Genomic DNA, 16,290 nt, shown 5'->3' on the forward strand with positions numbered 1-16,290 from the left:
ATACTCGAATGCATGCCACTGAACGACGCCACACTCGAACCCACCGCGCAATTGCGCTCGGTGGGTTTGCGAGTGACGGCGCCACGGGTGGCGGTTCTGACTGCGGTTGCAGCCCAGCCGCATTCGGATGCAGATGAGGTAGCAGCAGTGGTGCGATCCCACCTCGGCTCGGTGTCCACGCAAGCGGTGTACGACGTACTTCGTGCTTGCGTCGGTGCCGGACTTCTCCGACGGATCGAGCCTGCAGGTTCGTCTGCGCTGTACGAAAGCAGAACCGGCGACAATCACCACCACCTGGTCTGCCGCGTATGCACAACAGTGGTCGACGTCGATTGCGTCGTCGGCCGATCACCATGCCTCGACCCGTCGGAGTCTCATGGATTCGTCGTCGAGGAAGCCGAAATCGTGTTCTGGGGGCTCTGTTCCGACTGCGCATCGACACACGATTCGCGGTTGAACTCGAACATGGCACCTTCGGCTGCATCCGCTCGAAACGCCATCCCGACGCAGGCGGCGTCGAACCACGCCTTCCGAGTCAGCCCCTCGGTAGGCGACCACCCATCAACGTAGGAGGCTGCGCATATGACCAAGCCGACCACCAGTAACGCTGGAATTCCGGTAGCCAGTGACGACCAGTCCTTGACTGCAGGTACGCAGGGTCCGATTCTGCTCCACGACCACTACCTCATCGAGAAGATGGCGCAGTTCAACCGCGAGCGTGTCCCGGAGCGCGTAGTTCACGCGAAGGGCTCGGGAGCATTCGGTGAACTCGAAATCACCGGCGATATAAGCAAATTCACGAAGGCCAAGGTTCTTCAGCCCGGTGCGAAGACCGAGATGTTGGCGCGATTCTCCACGGTGGCCGGCGAGCAGGGTAGCCCCGACACCTGGCGCGATCCGCGCGGATTCTCGCTCAAGTTCTACACCGAAGAGGGCAACTGGGATCTCGTAGGCAACAACACCCCGATCTTCTTCGTCAAGGATCCGATCAAGTTTCAGGACTTCATTCGGAGCCAGAAGCGCATGCCTGACTCCGGATTGCGCGACCACAACATGCAGTGGGATTTCTGGACACTCTCTCCCGAGACCGCACACCAGGTCACGTGGCTCATGGGAGACCGCGGCATCCCGAAGTCGTTCCGCCACATGGACGGATTCGGTTCGCACACCTATCAGCTGATCAACGAGGCCGGCGAGCGCAACTGGGTGAAGTTCCACTTCAAGACCGATCAGGGCATCGACTTTCTGACGCAGGCCAAGGCTGACGAACTCGCCGGGACCTCGCCCGATCATCACCGTCAGGATCTGTTCGGCTCCATCAAGAAGGGCGACTTCCCCAGCTGGACGCTCAAGGTGCAGATCATGCCGTACAACGAGGCGGAAGACTACAAGTTCAACCCGTTCGACCTCACCAAGGTCTGGTCGCAGAAGGACTACCCGCTGATCGAGGTCGGTAAGATGACCCTCAATCGCAACCCGGAGAACTTTCACGCCCAGATCGAGCAAAGCTCGTTCGAGCCGTCGAACGTCGTTCCAGGCATTGGCTTCAGCCCGGACAAAATGTTGTTGGGCCGCGTCTTTTCGTACGCCGACGCACACCGCTACCGGATCGGCACCAACTACGCGCAGTTGCCCGTCAATGCGCCGAAGGCTCCGGTCAATTCGTACTCCAAAGACGGGTCGATGCGGTATTCGTTCAACTCCGCCGACACCCCGGTGTACGCGCCGAACTCCTACGGCGGTCCGCAGGCAGACACGAAGACCTACGGCGACGACGGATCGTGGGACTTCGAGCCGAGATTCGTGCGCACCGGTTATATCGAGCACCCGCAGGACGGTGATTTCGTTCAGGCAGGCACGCTCTACCGCGAAGTCATGGATGACGCGCAGCGGGAGAGGCTCGCAGGCAACATCGTCGGGCACGCTCTCAACGGTGTGACCGAAGATGTCCTGATTCGGGTCTTCCAGTACTGGTCCAACGTGGACCCAGAACTCGGCAAGAAGGTCGAAGAAGGCGTCCGTGCAGGTCAGTCCGAGAGCGAACCCACAACGAGCCAGTCGCCGACCACTCCTGGCGACGAGGCCGCAGAGGTCTAGTCGCTCACCGCTCCTTCTCTCCGACTCTTATCAGGAGGCACATCATGAACAACCCCATCACCAGTTCACTCGACGCCGGACAGCAGAAGATCGCAGGCGACGCGCTGCAGGGCACCGTCGTGGACCTGATCGACCTGTCTTTGATCGCCAAGCAGGCGCACTGGAACGTTATCGGAAAGAACTTCCGTTCGGTCCACCTCGCTTTGGACGAGCTCGTAGCCGCAGCGCGCGAGTTCACCGATTCGTCGGCCGAGCGCGCCACCGCTATCGGGGTCAGCCCGGACGGCCGCTCCGCCACGGTTTCGGCGTCAGCGGGAACCAAAGGAATCGGTGACGGCTGGACGAAGGACGAGCAGGTCATTGCGGCAGTGGTGGACAACCTCACCGCTGTGATCGATCGCCTACGCGGCCGCATCGCTGATACCGAGGCGGCCGACCCGGTCACCCAGGATCTGCTGATCGCCATCACCGCACGACTCGAGCAGCTGCACTGGATGTGGCAGGCACAGGTCGGTTAATCGTCCCAACGCTACGAAAGAGGGCCCCCGCATGCGGGGGCCCTCTTTCGTGTTTCGTGGCCGTAGGCGTCGGGTACGACGGTGGAATGAGCGAACCCTCGAGTGGCCAAGGTTCAACTGCGGTGCTGTTCGATATCGACGGCACGCTCGTCGACTCGAACTATATCCATGTCGATGCCTGGTCCAGAGCATTCTTCGAGGCAGGCGTTGCCGTGCCGGCCTGGCGCATCCATCGCTGCATCGGAATGGACGGTGGCAAACTGCTGGAGTCGCTGGTCGGATCTGCTGACAGCGACATCGCACGTGAGGCGAAGAGCCTTCACAGCGAGTACTACCGACAGGCAAGTCATCGCCTGCAGATTCTCCCCGGTGCGAGGGACCTGCTGAAACGGCTCGAAGACCGCGGATCGATCGTCGTGTTGGCGACGTCGGCACCCGAATCCGAGCTTGCTCTGCTACGCGATCTGCTCGACGTCGAGGACATCGTTGCGGTCGTGACGTCCGCAGAGGACGCCGAGGTGGCGAAGCCGAGTCCGGAGATCGTGGAGGTTGCACTCGCCCGCGCCCACGTATCGGCGGGCAGCGCGGTCATGGTCGGTGACAGTGTGTGGGACATGAAAGCCTCCAGCACGGCCGGGGTGGTCTGCGTCGGTGTTCGGTGTGGGGGCGTTCCCGATGCCGAACTACGCTCTGCCGGTGCGGAAGAGGTGTACGAGGATCCCGCCGATTTGCTCGGCCGGCTCGAGTCCAGTGCGATCGCAAGGTTGACCGAAGTATGAGTCGTGAGCACGGGTACATCGCAATCGAGAACTATGCCGCCATCGGCGACGGACGAACGGTAGCCCTGATCGCAACGGACGGCCGGATCGATTGGCTGCCCATCCCCAATCTCGACTCGCCGCCGACGTTTGCGGCACTTCTCGACGCCAAGAATGGCGGAAGATTCGAACTGTCACCGGCCGGACCGTTCACGGTCGAACGTGAATTCGTCGAAGGCACCAACGTTTTGACCTCCACCTACCGAACCGCCACCGGTTCGGTGCGAGTCACCGATTCACTCAACACCGGAGTGGCGGGCCGATTGCCGTGGCTGGAACTGGCCCGTCGAACAGACGGTCTCGAAGGTGAAGTCGATATGGTGTGGCGGGTTGCGCCGGGAACGATGCTGGGCAAAGCATCGCCGTGGGCCTACGACACTTCGCACGGGACCGTCCTGCGTGTCGACGGAGTGACCTTGGCCGTGCGAACCCTCGAGGCCGACGACTTGACGGTCGAAGAACAGAACATCCACGGTGTCTTCACCACCAGTGCTGGATCGCGGCACCTCGTAGGCCTGGCCGGCACCGAAAACGAACCACTGCACATCCCGGACCCTCGGGAGGTCGACCAAGGCGTCGACAGAACCATCGCGAATTGGCGTGCGTGGACCGACGAATTCCAGTACGACGGCCCGTGGGCGGCACACGTGGCTCGAAGTGCACTCGCGCTGAAGTTGTTGCTTCACAGCCCCTCCGGGGCCATTGCCGCCGCAGCGACGACGTCGCTGCCGGAGAATCCTGCGGGAGGTAAGAACTGGGATTACCGCTACGCGTGGGTCCGCGACACCGCATACACACTCAGAGCCTTGATTCGGTTCGGGCTGCGCGAAGAAGTGCACGCAGCCGTTGCGTGGCTACTGGAAGTCATCCGGGCCAACGATCCTCTGGTCAATGTCTTCTACACCCTCGGTGGTGAATTGCCTGGCGGGACCGAACAACCCGACGTGCCGGGTTGGCGTGGGATCGGGCCCGTCGTGAACGGCAATCGGGCCGCAGACCAACTGCAGCTGAGCATCTTCGGAGATCTCTTCTCGATCATTCGGTTGTACGTCGACGCGGGCAATGTGCTCGATGCCTCCACTGGTCGACTCCTGGCAACGATCGCAGACCAGACGTGCGACTCCTGGCAGCGACGAGATGCGGGAATCTGGGAACTCGAGGAGGAGCAGCATTTCACGAGTTCGAAGCTCGGATGCTGGCAGGCACTCGACTGTGCTGTCTACCTTGCCGAGAACGGCCAGATCCCCGGCATCCCCGACAGGTGGAGAGCCGAACGAGAGCGAATCAGGGCGTACATCGAAGAGAACTGTTGGTCGGACGAGCGGCAGTCCTACATTGCCTATCCAGGCGCGGACGGGCTGGATGCTTCGGTACTGCTGGCGGCGGAGATGGATTTCGATCGCGGAGAACGTATGTCCTCGACCATCGATGCGCTTGGTGCCGAACTCGGCGCCGGACCACTGCTCTACCGCTACACCGGTGTCGAAGCAGAAGAAGCGACGTTCGTTGCCTGCGCCTTCTGGCGAGTCTCCGCCCTGTCCTGCGTCGGGCGAGACGACGAAGCGATGGACCTGATGGACGAGCTGGTTTCCATGTCCAACGACGTCGGTCTGTACAGCGAAATGATCGATGCATCGGATGGCTCCTTTCTGGGTAACTTCCCGCAGGGATTGAGTCATCTGGCGCTCGTGAACGCGGCACTGACCATCGCACGCTCGCACGATGCCACCACGAACCGATAGGAGACAGGCGCTATGGAACTGGGAATAGACGGCCGAATCGCGCTCGTGACGGGTGCGGACTCCGGAATCGGTTGGCAGACCGCACAGATGTTGCTAGCGGAGGGTGTCAAGGTCATGATCAGCGACAAGGACCAGGACGCCTTGGACAAATCCGCATCCGAACTCGTGGCCGAACCGGGGCAACTGCATGCCTTCGCCGCAGATGTCACTGATACCGCGAGTGTGCAAGAGCTTGCAGCGCACACTCGAAAACATTCCTGCCCGCGCTCCGACGAGGCGGCTGGGGACGGATCGTCCTGCTTACCTCCGAGGACGCAGTGCAACCCTACGACGACGAATTGCCCTACTGCTCAGCGAAAGCCGGTGTTCTCGCGTTGGCCAAGGGGCTCTCGCGTAGCTACGCATCCGAGGGCCTACTCGTCAATGCCGTCTCACCTGCCTTCATCCACACGCCTATGACCGACGCGATGATGGACAAACGTGCCCAGGAAAAAGGCACCGATCGTGAAGGCGCCATCGAGAGCTTCCTCCAGGAAGAGCGTCCGTACATGGAACTCGGTCGGCGAGGCGAACCCGAAGAGGTCGCGTCGGTCATCACCTTCCTGTGCTCCGATCGCGCCAGCTTCGTCAATGGATCCAACTACCGAGTCGACGCCGGCTCCGTCGCAACCATCTAGGAGAAACCGATGACCAACTTCGGCTACACATTGATGACCGAGCAGAGCGGCCCCAAAGAACTCGTGAAGTATGCGGTCGGCGCCGAGAAAGTCGGTTTCGACTTCGAGGTTGCCAGCGACCACTATTCACCCTGGCTGTCCTCCATGGGGCACGCGCCTTATGTCTGGACCACACTCGGCGCCGTCGCGCACGCGACCGAGCGCGTCGAGCTCATGACCTACGTGACGTGCCCGATCATTCGTTACCACCCTGCCGTCGTCGCGCAGAAAGCCGCGACCATGCAGATACTCGCCGACGGCAGGTTCACGCTCGGACTCGGCAGCGGGGAGAACCTCAACGAGCACGTCGTCGGTGAGGGATGGCCATCGATCGACAAACGTCAGGACATGTTCGTCGAAGCGTTGGAGATCATCGCGCAACTTCATACAGGCGAGCTGATCACCTACGAGGGCAAGCACTTTCGCGTCGATTCCGCCAAGATTTGGGATATGCCCGACGACGGCATCCCGATCGGAATCGCGGTTTCGGGAGAAAAGTCCATCGAGAGATTCGCTCCGTACGGTGACCATTTGATCGCCGTCGAACCCAATGGCGACCTGGTGAAGCAATGGACGGAGAAGCACTCCGGGCGCTCGCGCACCATCGGTCAAATCCCGATCTCTTGGGATCCGGACAAGAACGCTGCAATCGACCGCGCGCACGACCGCTTTCGTTGGTTCGCAGGCGGCTGGGCCGTCAACGCGGACCTCCCGACGACGGCCGGGTTCGCTGGAGCGACGCAATTCGTCCGCAAGGAAGATGTAGCCGAAACAATTCCTTGTGGACCGGACCTCGATGCGATCGTCGAGTCCGTCAAGCCGTACTGGGAGGCTGGTTTCACCGACATCGCACTCGTGCAGGTAGGCGACGAAACCCAGGAACGATTCCTCGAAGAGGCCGCAGGTCCGCTGTTGGAGAAGTTGCGCGCCGCTGCGAACTGAGTCGAGAACGCAAAAGTCCTGGCCTTGTGGAAAGGCCAGGACTTTTGCAATTCATCGATACTTTGTCGGGGTGGCGGGATTCGAACCCACGACCTCTTCGTCCCGAACGAAGCGCGCTACCAAGCTGCGCCACACCCCGTGTACCGCCTCGGAGAGTCTAGCTTACGACTGCCTCAGAACGCGAAACGCCCTCGTCCGATCCTTCGCGAGGACCCTGACGCGGGGCCGGGGTCAGCGTCAACAGTGTCGCTTCGGGCCGGCAGCAGAACCGGGCCGGCGCATAGGGAGACGTGCCGACGCCCGCCGAGACATGCAGCTGGGTATGTGCGCCCCACTTCGACGGACCCTTCACGCGAGAGCGATCGAGCTCGCAGTTGGTGACGAGAGCACCGTAGAACGGCAGGCAGACCTGACCGCCGTGAGTGTGTCCGGCAAGGATCAAGTCGTATCCGTCGTCGGCGAAACGATCCAGCACGCGTGGCTCGGGGGAGTGCGTGATTCCCAACCGAAGGTCTGCGAGGGGATTCGGCTGGCCGGCGATGGTGTCGTACCTGTCTCGCTCGAGATGAGGATCGTCGACACCGGCCGAGGCGATACGTACGCCCGCAACTTCGAGTTCTCGGCGCACATGCGTCACGTCGTGCCAACCGCGTTCGGAGAAGGCCGCCCGCAGATCACGCCACGGCAGTGCTTCGCCGAGTACCTTCTTGCGATCTTTCTTGAAGTACAGGAGTGGATTCTTCGGCTTCGGCGCAAAGTAGTCGTTGCTGCCGAAGACGAACAGTCCCGGCCGAGACAGCAAGGGACCGAGAGCTTGAACGACGGCAGGAACCGAGCGTGGATGCGACAGGTTGTCACCGGTATTGACCACCAGGTCCGGTTCCAGGCTGTCGAGTTCGCGGAGCCAATTCTGCTTCGAACGCTGGCCGGGCATCATGTGTAGATCGCTGATGTGCAACACCCGAAGCGAAGACGAACCAGGTTCCAGGACCGCCATCGACGTTTCCCGCAAAGTGAACGCATTACGTTCGATGAGGGTCGCATATCCGATACCCAGTGCCGCCGCGCCCGCCGTCGCAATCGCTGCGCTTCTGATGGGGGCCTCCGAGGCAGCGGCGCGAGTACGTTCTGCTGCTGCGAGGAGTCGGGCCGATGTAGTGATTTTCACGGACACGTCTTCCACGATACGTCAGGTGGTGCAATCGACGTGCGGGCCAGGGCACTGCCCGCGTAGCGTTCTGATACATGTCCGAACTGAAGTCCCAGCTGCGAACCGACCTGACCACCTCCATGAAGGCCAGAGACAAGCTTCGAACCGCGACCATCCGCATGCTCCTCGCCGCGATCCAAACAGAGGAAGTATCCGGCAAACAAGCCCACGATCTCACCGACGACCAGGTAATCAAGATTCTTGCCAAGGAGTCGAAGAAGCGCGGTGAGTCCGCAGAGATCTACACCCAGAACGGCCGAGGTGAGTTAGCGGCTACCGAACATGCCGAGGCACAGATCATCGACGAATACCTGCCGACGCCATTGACCGACGCCGAACTGGCCGATATCGCGGATACCGCACTTGCCCAGGTTGCCGAGCAATTGGGTGAGCGTCCCGGGATTCGGCAGATGGGTCAGGTCATGAAGGTCGCGACCGAACTCGCCAAGGGCAAGGCCGACGGCACTCGGATCTCCAAGGCTGTCAAGGACCGCTTGTAAGTTCGAACTCCGGCAATCCGCACGAGGTCCACCCACCGCGTAGGTGTACCTCGTGCGGATCGATTGCGTCCTAGCGCGGCACCGTGACGCCGGGGATGGCCGGAATCGGAAGGTTGGGCGGTATTGCCGGAATCTGGATGTTGGGAAGCTCCGGTAGTGCTGGAAGCGACGGAGCCGGTGGTGCCTGTCGAACGGATCCATCGCTCACGTAGATCGTGATCATCGCACCGGGGATAGCCGACCCCGAGGGGGACATTCCGGTGACCGTTCCTCGTGCTGCAGCGTCGGACGTGCTCACCACGGTGACCTGAAAACCTGCCGCCTGCAGGGTCGCGGTCGCGGACGACTGGGTGGAGCCGGTCACGTCAGGAACCTGACCATTGGCGGATCCACGAACGTATTTCTGATCGACGGCAGGCAGCGAGACCGGACCGAAGTTGTTGGCGACTGGATTGACGGCCTCGTACCAGGTACGAGCCGGCTCGTTGCCGCCGTACAAGTTGCCGTCGCCACACGGGCGCAACGGGAACGAGCAGATTTCGCCGGGGCTCGGGGAGTCTCCGTAGGTGTACACCGCGGCGGCGTAATTATTGGTGTAGCCGAGGAACCCCGAGGACATGTGCGACTCGGTCGTGCCCGTCTTGCCGGACATCGGCAAGTTCCAACCAACCGATCCTGCAGCGGATGCGGACGTGCCACCGGGCTGGTCGTCCTTGCTCATCGCATTGGACAAGGTGTTGGCCAAGCCAGGCTCGACAACCTGCTCGCATGCCTGCTGCGTCACCGGTACTTGCTTGCCCTTACGGTCGAACACCGAATCGATCGGTGTCGGCGGGCACCACTTGCCCGAAGACGCGAGGGTAGCTGCCACATTCGACAACTCGAGCGGATTGACCCAGGTGGGCCCGAGCGTGAAAGAGCCGAGATTCTGGTCCTTCTGGAAGTCGGCCATACTCCGCTCGTCGAAACCGGAAGTGTTCGGTGCAGCGTAGGACCGAAGGCCGAGGCGCACAGCCATGTCCACCGTCGGCGTCACTCCGACGGACTCGATCAACTTCACGAACGCCGTGTTCGGAGATTTCGCCAGTGCATCGGGAACCGAGAGCGACGCGGGGTAGTCGCCGACGTTCTCCACGCAATACGTGTTGGCAGGGCAACCCTTTGCGCCGCCGTCGCCCATGCCTCGGACCTCGGCCCGTCTGGGGACCTGCAAGGTTGCGCTGGTACCGAGGCCGCGCTCCATCGCGGCGGCCGTGGTGAACACCTTGAAAATGGATCCTGCGCCGTGTCCGACGAGCGAGTACGGCTGCGGCTGCACCGTCTCGTCCGCGCCGGAATCGAGACCGTACGTACGGCTGCTGCCCATTGCCAGGACGCGATGGGCATCCTGGCCGGGTGCGATGACGTTCATGACGGTCGCGACGCCGTCGAGTGTCGGTCTGGTATTGGCTACCAGCGAGGCTTTGGTCGAGTTCTGGACGGCGGGATCGAGGGTGGTCTTGATCAGATATCCACCCTGGTCGATCTGCTCTCGGCTGATACCTGCATTGGCTAGGTATTGGAGCGCGTAGTCGCAGAAGAACCCGCGGTCGCCGGCAGCAATGCACCCGCGGGGCAGGATTTGCGGTTCGGGGAGTACACCGAGCGGCTCGGCCCTCGCTGCCTGGAATTCCGTGGCGCGTTCGGGGATGTTCTGGATCATCGTGTCCAGGACGGTGTTGCGCCGCTCGAGGACGCCTTGCTCGTTGGTATACGGATTGAGTGCCGAACTCGACTGCACCATGCCCGCGAGCATGGCCGACTGCTTGGCGTCGAGCTTGCTGGCGTCGATGCCGAAATATGTCTGTGCGGCGTCCTGAATCCCGAACGACGAGTTACCGAACGGGACGAGGTTCAGATAGCGGGTGAGGATCTCGTCCTTGGTCAGCTCTTTGTCGAGGGTGAGCGCCATCCGGATCTCGCGGATCTTGCGGGCAGGCGTCGTCTCGATAGCTGCCCGACGCTCGGCGTCGGTCTTGGCAACGACGAGCAGGTGATAGTTCTTGACGTACTGCTGATCCAGTGTCGACGCACCCTGCTCGACCTGACCGCTGGTGGTGTTGGTCAGAAACGCGCGGAGCGTGCCCTGCCAGTCGACGCCCTTGTGTTCGGCGAACCGCTTGTCCTCGATCGAGACGATGGCGAGCTTCATCTCGTTCGAGATCTTCTCGCTCGGCACTTCGAATCTTCGCTGCTCGTACAACCACGCAATGGGGTTGCCTGCACTGTCGACCATCGTCGAGACCGCAGGGACGGATCCCTCGACTAATTCGGCCGAAACATTGTCGACGGTATCGGCCGCGCGGTTGGATGCGTATCCGAACCCGCCTGCCAGCGGAAACATGACGCCGGCCAACAACGCACCCGCAAGGGCTGAACATCCGGCGAGCTTCGCCACGGTTTTTCCAACTGACACAGGCACAGCGTACGTGGACGACGGCGTCTCTCCCAGTGGACACGGATCTGCGCGCGCGACTTGCGTCCCTTCTCGAGCTTCGATCCCTGCCGAGGTACCTCGAGAATTTGCTCAGCCGCAGGTAGAGACGGCCGTACCAGAAAGTTGCCCTGTCCGTCTTGCGTTCACGGCTGGTTTTACCTAAATTATGAGCACGGTGTGATTCACATAACACTTGTATATGAATGTGGGGCAGCTCTTAGGTCGATGTGCTTCGAGGTGAAGTTCGAGGTCGAAAGAGCTTGTGGAACGTCCAGCAAGGATGTTCGAACTGCAAAGGGGATCCGCACATGAACATGACAGCAGCGCCGACGCGGCTCGATGTGGAAGAAGCCGAAGCGCGTATTGCGTGGGTGGCGCAGGCAAGGTGCTCGGGCATGGACCCGGACCAGCTCTTCGTGAGGGGTGCAGCGCAGCGCAAGGCCGCAACGATCTGCAGGCACTGCCCGGTATTGATGCAGTGCGGCGCGGATGCGCTGGACAACCGCGTCGAGTTCGGGGTGTGGGGTGGAATGACGGAGCGTCAACGACGCGCGCTGCTCAAGCAGCATCCCGAGGTCGACTCGTGGTCCGAGTTCTTCGAAAGTCAACGACAGACACAAGCAGCCATCTGAAGCGGCTGACGTCGTGTTCTGCGCTATGCGGTGCCGGTGAGTTGGTCGGCCACAGCGCGTAGGGCATGTAAGTCCGAGACTTCGAAGGGCAGTGACGGGACCCCGACGATAGGGACCCGGGGATGAGCCGCTGTGAAGCGGCGCAGCAGACGAAGCTCGCGCGTGGCAGTCACCGCGCGAGCCGCGTGGATCCGTAGCACTGCAGCGGTCAGAACGGCCGAGGCATCGTCGTCTTCGTCCAGCTGATCAGCGGCCGTGGCGGCATGGTCGGCAGGCAACGCCGACAGGGTCGGATGGGTTCGGTTGAGGATCAGCCCCGCCAACGGCATGCCCTCGCTACTGAGGCGATCCACGAAGAACGCAGCCTCACGCAACGCGTCGGGCTCGGCCACGGCGACGACGACGAAGCTCGTCCCGCTCTCCCGCAATAGTTGGTAAGTGAGAGTCGCGCGTTCCCTGAACCCGCCGAACATCGAATCCAGTGATTGAACGAATGCCGACGCATCGTTGAGCATCTGGCTCCCGATGACTGTCGAGACTCCTCTCAACGCCAAACCCATCGCACTGGTGACGATCCTCGTCAAACCTCGACCGGGTGCCATCAGTAGGCGGATGAATCGACCGTCCAAGAATGATCCGAGGCGCTGTGGGGCGTCGAGGAAGTCGAGAGCGTTACGTGACGGCGGAGTGTCGACGACGATGAGATCCCATGTGGAATCGGCCGCGAGCTGCCCCAGTTTCTCCATCGCCATGTACTCCTGCGTGCCGGAGAACGAGGATGCGACAGTTTGATAGAAGGGGTTGGCCAACACTTGTTCCGCTTTTTCCGGAGTCGAGTGCTCGATGACCATCTCGTCGAACGTTCGACGCATATTCAGCATCATCGCGTGCAGTTCGCCCGTGGCGCCCGCCGCGAGTTTCACCGGCTGCGGGGTGTTGTCCAGTTCGCCGACACCGAGAGCCTGTGCGAGTCTTTTGGCTGGATCGATGGTGAGTACCACGACCTTCCTGCCCTGCTCGGCCGCGCGAAGGGCCATCGCTGCTGCCGTGGTCGTCTTGCCCACACCGCCGGCGCCACACACCACCACGATGCGTGAGGAGTCCTCGAGGAGAATTCTGGAGACGTCGAGGACATCCGTTGCGGAAGAACTCATTTGACACCCTGTTCTGTGAGCTTGGCTGCTAGTTCGTACAGTCCGCCGAGGTCGATTCCCCCGCCGAGCATCGGCAGATGCATTCGCGCCGTGTCCAGCTCGTCGAGTTGGCTTCCGCTCTCCACCTGCGCAGCAAGTGTCGAAGCATGTTCGATCGTTTCCGTGAGAAGACCGGCAAAGTCACTGTCGGACAATGCTATTGCAGCCCGTTTGAGTCCCTGCTGGATCAGCTCGGCGTCGATGACGCCCTCGGCTGCGTCCGCGAGTGCGTCCGAAGGAAGAAAGGTCGGCTCCGTACGGTTGACGATGACGGTTCCCAGTCTCAGATCTGCGGCCTCGAGTTCCCGGACTGCGTCGGCAGTTTCCTGCACCGGAAGAGCCTCGAGCAGTGTCACGAGATGGACGACGGTCTCTGACGAATGCAGCAGGCGGACAACACCTTCGCTCTGCGAACGGACCGGCCCACCCTTGGCCAAATCCGCCATCGCCTTGGTCACGTCGAGAAAATTGCCGATGCGCCCGGTCGGCGGTGAGTCGACGACGACCTCGTCGTACGCGCGGTTTCCGGCCCTGTCCGTTCTGACGACGCACTCCTTCACCTTGCCGGTGAGGAGAACGTCACGTAGGCCGGGTGCGATGGTCGTCGCGAACTCTATGGCACCGATCTTGCGCATCGCTCGGCCGGCGAAGCCGAGGTTGTAGAACATATCGAGGTATTCGAGAAATGCAGTTTCGATGTCGATAGCGAGCGCGAAGACCTCACCGCCACCCTCTGCCGAAGCCACGCGGGTCTCGACGGGCGGCAGCGGCGGCACGTCGAAGAGTTGCGCGATGCCCTGCCTGCCCTCGACCTCCACCAGCAGTACGCGTCGACCGCCCGCTGCGAGCGAAAGTGCGAGAGCGGCGGCCACCGTCGACTTACCGGTTCCGCCTTTGCCGGACACGAAATGCAAGCGAGCGGCTGCGGCCTTGTCCGGCCAAACTGACAAACTAGAGGTACCCACATCACGACCATATAGACGAATCGCCCATTGCCTCCCGGGAACACGGCACGAGCTCACCATCTCCGGTCTTGATCTGGTCCGTGATCCAGGACGGATGGGACGCCGGTGCATCCTCGATGCCGACTAGGCTTGTCGGTATGAGCGAAAAGATTATCTGGGAGTACTTCACCGCACCGGTTCTGATTCACGCCACGAAGCAGATTCTGGACAACTACGGTTCCGAGGGCTGGGAGCTCGTGACCATCATGTCGGGCCCCAATGGCGGGGACTCGCTCGTGGCCTACTTCAAGCGCCCGAAGGCCTGACGGTATGGCCGACTGGTCCGCGCGACTGGCCGAACTGGGCATCGAACTGCCCGCCGTCGTCCCGCCGTTGGCGGCATACACGCCGGCGGTTCGGACGGGAATGTACGTCTACACCTCCGGCCAGTTGCCGATGGTCGACGGCAAGTTGACCTGCACCGGCAAGGTCGGTGCGGAGGTCTCTCCGGAGGAAGCCGCAGCAGCAGCGCGGACGTGCGCACTCAACGCGCTGGCCGCGATCCACTCGCTCGTCGGGATCGATCGCATCGAGCGCATAGTCAAAGTTGTCGGCTTCGTTGCGTCGGCTACCGGTTTCACCGGTCAACCTCCGGTGATGAACGGGGCGTCGAATCTGCTCGGTGAAATATTCGGAGATGCAGGCGTGCATGCGCGCTCCGCGGTCGGTGTAGCCGAATTGCCTTTGGGTGCAGCAGTCGAGGTCGAGCTCATCGTGGAACTCACCCCCGAGGCCTGAGCGCCGCGAGGTAAAGATCCTCGTGCCATTTCTCTCTTCGTCCTAAGGTACGTCTATGACCCTTGCTCACCCTGCCTACGGAAAGCTACGACAGGTGACCGACACAGCTGCTGTGTTACTCGCCGACAATCCGGGCAAGATGACGCTCGATGGCACCAATACGTGGATCCTCCGCGCCCCTGGCAGCCAGGACTGCGTCGTCGTCGACCCCGGTCCGAAGGACTCCGAGCATCTCGACGCGGTTGCCGGGGTGGGCAACGTGGTTCTCGCGCTTGTCACGCATCGGCATCGGGACCACACCGCAGGGCTGAAGAGGTTTCACCGCAAGAGTGGCGCGCCGATCCGAGCCTTCGAGTCCAAGTACGTCCATGGCGACACCTCACCGTTGACCGACGGAGAGGTGATCGTCGCGGCCGGCCTGTCCATCTCGGTACTGGCGACGCCGGGGCACACAGCCGATTCGTTGTGCTTCGTCCTCGATGACGCCGTCCTGACCGGTGACACCATTCTGGGACGCGGAACTACGGTGCTGGATCCGAAAGACGGCACCCTCGCCGACTACCTGGACTCGCTCGACCGCCTCGAAGAAATAGGCGAGGGCAAGGTCGCGCTGCCAGGGCACGGCGCCGAGATCGCCGACTTCCCCGAGGTAGTGCGGTTCTACCGAAAGCACCGACTCGATCGGCTGGCCCAAGTTCGTGCAGCACTGCACGAACTTGGTGCCGATGCGAAGCCGATGCAGGTGGTCAAGCACGTCTACTCGGACGTGGACAAAAAGCTGTGGCCTGCCGCCCGCATGTCGGTCAAAACACAGCTGGCGTACCTACGCGAGAACTAGCTCTGAATTTCTAGCGTGCCCGGCGAGCGAGGCGCTCGGAGTCCGAGATCAGCACGCTCTTGCCTTCGAGGCGCAGCCATCCGCGGTGCGCGAAATCGGCCAGTGCCTTGTTGACGGTCTCACGTGAGGCGCCGACGAGCTGGGCGATCTCTTCCTGCGTCAGGTCGTGGGTGACGCGGAGTGACCCGGCTTCCTGGGTTCCGAATCGCTGAGCGAGCTGCAGCAGTGCTTTGGCGACGCGTCCGGGCACATCGGTGAAGATGAGGTCCGCGAGGTTGTTGTTGGTGCGGCGGAGTCGGCGGGCCAGCACGCGAAGAAGCTGCTCGGCAATCTCCGGACGCTGATCGATCCACGCTTTCAGGGCGTCGCGGTCCATGCTGACGGCACGAACTTCGGTGACCGTGGTTGCCGTGGACGTACGTGGGCCCGGGTCGAAGATCGAGAGCTCACCGAACATGTCCGACGGACCCATGATGGTCAGCAGGTTTTCGCGACCGTCGGGGGAGCGGCGGCCGAGCTTGATCTTGCCGGAAACGATGATGTACAGCCGATCACCCGGCTCACCCTCGTTGAAGACCACATGTCCTCGGGGGAAATCGACCGGCTGCAGCTGCTTGGTCAGCGCTGCTACCGCAGAGGGCTCGACTCCTTGGAAGATGCCGGCCCGTGCCAGGACGTCGTCCACTTGCGCTCCTTTTGGGATGTCGTCGATTCAGTTTCCCGGATCGACAAGCGTTTCAAACGGCGCGGGTTGCCTACCCGAAGGCCGGCAACGCCACACCAATAATCGAACATGACAAGAATCTCGGTGAAGTCTACTTCGCCGAGTCCGATATCGAGTGATCGGCGCCACGGAACCGTCGAGG

Annotated in this window: 16 protein-coding genes, 1 tRNA gene and 1 pseudogene; 12 read left to right on the top strand and 6 right to left on the bottom strand. The window is 61.9% G+C overall.

What is annotated here, in order from left to right:
• Window positions 1-12 precede the first annotated feature (12 nt).
• The 7 genes and pseudogenes from ABIB36_RS07260 to ABIB36_RS07290 all read left to right on the top strand — a co-directional run bounded on the left by ABIB36_RS07260 (window position 13) and on the right by ABIB36_RS07290 (window position 6,833).
• Window positions 13-570, top strand: a complete 558-nt coding sequence (locus tag ABIB36_RS07260; RefSeq protein WP_084345654.1) for a Fur family transcriptional regulator — start codon at window positions 13-15, stop codon at window positions 568-570.
• A gap of 12 nt (window positions 571-582) precedes the next feature.
• Window positions 583-2,097 (top strand): catalase, encoded by a 1,515-nt coding sequence (locus tag ABIB36_RS07265; RefSeq protein ID WP_084345653.1) that lies wholly within the window; start codon window positions 583-585, stop codon window positions 2,095-2,097.
• Window positions 2,098-2,141: 44 nt separating this feature from the next.
• Window positions 2,142-2,615: a Dps family protein gene (locus ABIB36_RS07270; RefSeq protein ID WP_084345652.1), complete on the top strand. Its 474-nt coding sequence runs from the start codon at window positions 2,142-2,144 to the stop codon at window positions 2,613-2,615.
• An 86-nt stretch (window positions 2,616-2,701) separates the two neighbouring features.
• The gene (locus tag ABIB36_RS07275; RefSeq protein ID WP_084345908.1) at window positions 2,702-3,394 is read left to right on the top strand and encodes an HAD family hydrolase; all 693 of its coding nucleotides are present in this window, start codon (window positions 2,702-2,704) and stop codon (window positions 3,392-3,394) included.
• On the top strand, window positions 3,391-5,175 hold the full coding sequence (locus tag ABIB36_RS07280) for a glycoside hydrolase family 15 protein (RefSeq protein WP_084345651.1): 1,785 nt from the start codon (window positions 3,391-3,393) through the stop codon (window positions 5,173-5,175). Before ABIB36_RS07275 ends, ABIB36_RS07280 begins: the two co-directional genes overlap by 4 nt.
• Window positions 5,176-5,262: 87 nt before the next feature.
• Window positions 5,263-5,852, top strand: a pseudogene (locus ABIB36_RS07285) (SDR family NAD(P)-dependent oxidoreductase).
• A gap of 9 nt (window positions 5,853-5,861) precedes the next feature.
• A complete protein-coding gene (locus tag ABIB36_RS07290) occupies window positions 5,862-6,833 on the top strand; it encodes an LLM class F420-dependent oxidoreductase (protein WP_354559984.1) in 972 nt (323 codons plus the stop codon).
• Window positions 6,834-6,898: 65 nt separating this feature from the next.
• On the opposite strand, the gene ABIB36_RS07295 is transcribed toward ABIB36_RS07290, so the two are convergent.
• Together ABIB36_RS07295 and ABIB36_RS07300 are read right to left on the bottom strand one after the other, a co-directional pair.
• Window positions 6,899-6,972 (bottom strand) — tRNA-Pro (locus ABIB36_RS07295).
• Window positions 6,973-6,990: 18 nt separating this feature from the next.
• Window positions 6,991-8,016: a metallophosphoesterase gene (locus ABIB36_RS07300; RefSeq protein ID WP_502944893.1), complete on the bottom strand. Its 1,026-nt coding sequence runs from the start codon at window positions 8,014-8,016 to the stop codon at window positions 6,991-6,993.
• Between the two features lie 62 nt (window positions 8,017-8,078).
• Here ABIB36_RS07300 and ABIB36_RS07305 point away from each other — a divergent pair, with 62 nt between their 5' ends.
• Window positions 8,079-8,543: a GatB/YqeY domain-containing protein gene (locus ABIB36_RS07305; protein ID WP_084345641.1), complete on the top strand. Its 465-nt coding sequence runs from the start codon at window positions 8,079-8,081 to the stop codon at window positions 8,541-8,543.
• A 70-nt stretch (window positions 8,544-8,613) separates the two neighbouring features.
• Here the strand turns inward: ABIB36_RS07305 and ABIB36_RS07310 are convergent, their stop codons facing one another.
• Window positions 8,614-10,980, bottom strand: a complete 2,367-nt coding sequence (locus ABIB36_RS07310) for a penicillin-binding protein (protein ID WP_084345640.1) — start codon at window positions 10,978-10,980, stop codon at window positions 8,614-8,616.
• Between the two features lie 353 nt (window positions 10,981-11,333).
• Between ABIB36_RS07310 and ABIB36_RS07315 the strand changes: the two genes are divergently transcribed.
• The gene (locus ABIB36_RS07315; protein ID WP_247596322.1) at window positions 11,334-11,651 is read left to right on the top strand and encodes a WhiB family transcriptional regulator; all 318 of its coding nucleotides are present in this window, start codon (window positions 11,334-11,336) and stop codon (window positions 11,649-11,651) included.
• Between the two features lie 23 nt (window positions 11,652-11,674).
• Here the strand turns inward: ABIB36_RS07315 and bagB are convergent, their stop codons facing one another.
• Together bagB and bagA are read right to left on the bottom strand one after the other, a co-directional pair.
• Window positions 11,675-12,805 (bottom strand): ArsA family ATPase, encoded by a 1,131-nt coding sequence (gene bagB, locus ABIB36_RS07320; protein WP_084345638.1) that lies wholly within the window; start codon window positions 12,803-12,805, stop codon window positions 11,675-11,677.
• Window positions 12,802-13,809: an ATPase BagA gene (gene bagA, locus ABIB36_RS07325; protein ID WP_256895490.1), complete on the bottom strand. Its 1,008-nt coding sequence runs from the start codon at window positions 13,807-13,809 to the stop codon at window positions 12,802-12,804. The genes bagB and bagA overlap by 4 nt, the downstream gene beginning before the upstream one ends.
• Before the next feature lie 137 nt (window positions 13,810-13,946).
• On the opposite strand from bagA, the gene sp36 reads away from it, so the two are divergent.
• Genes sp36 through ABIB36_RS07340 form a run of 3 tightly spaced genes read left to right on the top strand, consistent with a single transcriptional unit; the run spans window position 13,947 to window position 15,424 of the window.
• On the top strand, window positions 13,947-14,114 hold the full coding sequence (gene sp36, locus ABIB36_RS07330; protein WP_088944003.1) for a Sp36 family protein: 168 nt from the start codon (window positions 13,947-13,949) through the stop codon (window positions 14,112-14,114).
• Between the two features lie 4 nt (window positions 14,115-14,118).
• Window positions 14,119-14,586: a RidA family protein gene (locus ABIB36_RS07335; RefSeq protein ID WP_084345636.1), complete on the top strand. Its 468-nt coding sequence runs from the start codon at window positions 14,119-14,121 to the stop codon at window positions 14,584-14,586.
• Window positions 14,587-14,641: 55 nt separating this feature from the next.
• On the top strand, window positions 14,642-15,424 hold the full coding sequence (locus ABIB36_RS07340; protein ID WP_084345635.1) for an MBL fold metallo-hydrolase: 783 nt from the start codon (window positions 14,642-14,644) through the stop codon (window positions 15,422-15,424).
• Window positions 15,425-15,434: 10 nt separating this feature from the next.
• Here the strand turns inward: ABIB36_RS07340 and ABIB36_RS07345 are convergent, their stop codons facing one another.
• Entirely contained in the window at window positions 15,435-16,109 is a 675-nt protein-coding gene (locus tag ABIB36_RS07345) for a Crp/Fnr family transcriptional regulator (RefSeq protein WP_019662947.1), read from the bottom strand.
• Between the last annotated feature and the right edge of the window lie 181 nt (window positions 16,110-16,290).

Source organism: Rhodococcus sp. UYP9 (assembly GCF_040547235.1).
Taxonomy (GTDB): Bacteria; Actinomycetota; Actinomycetes; order Mycobacteriales; family Mycobacteriaceae; genus Rhodococcoides.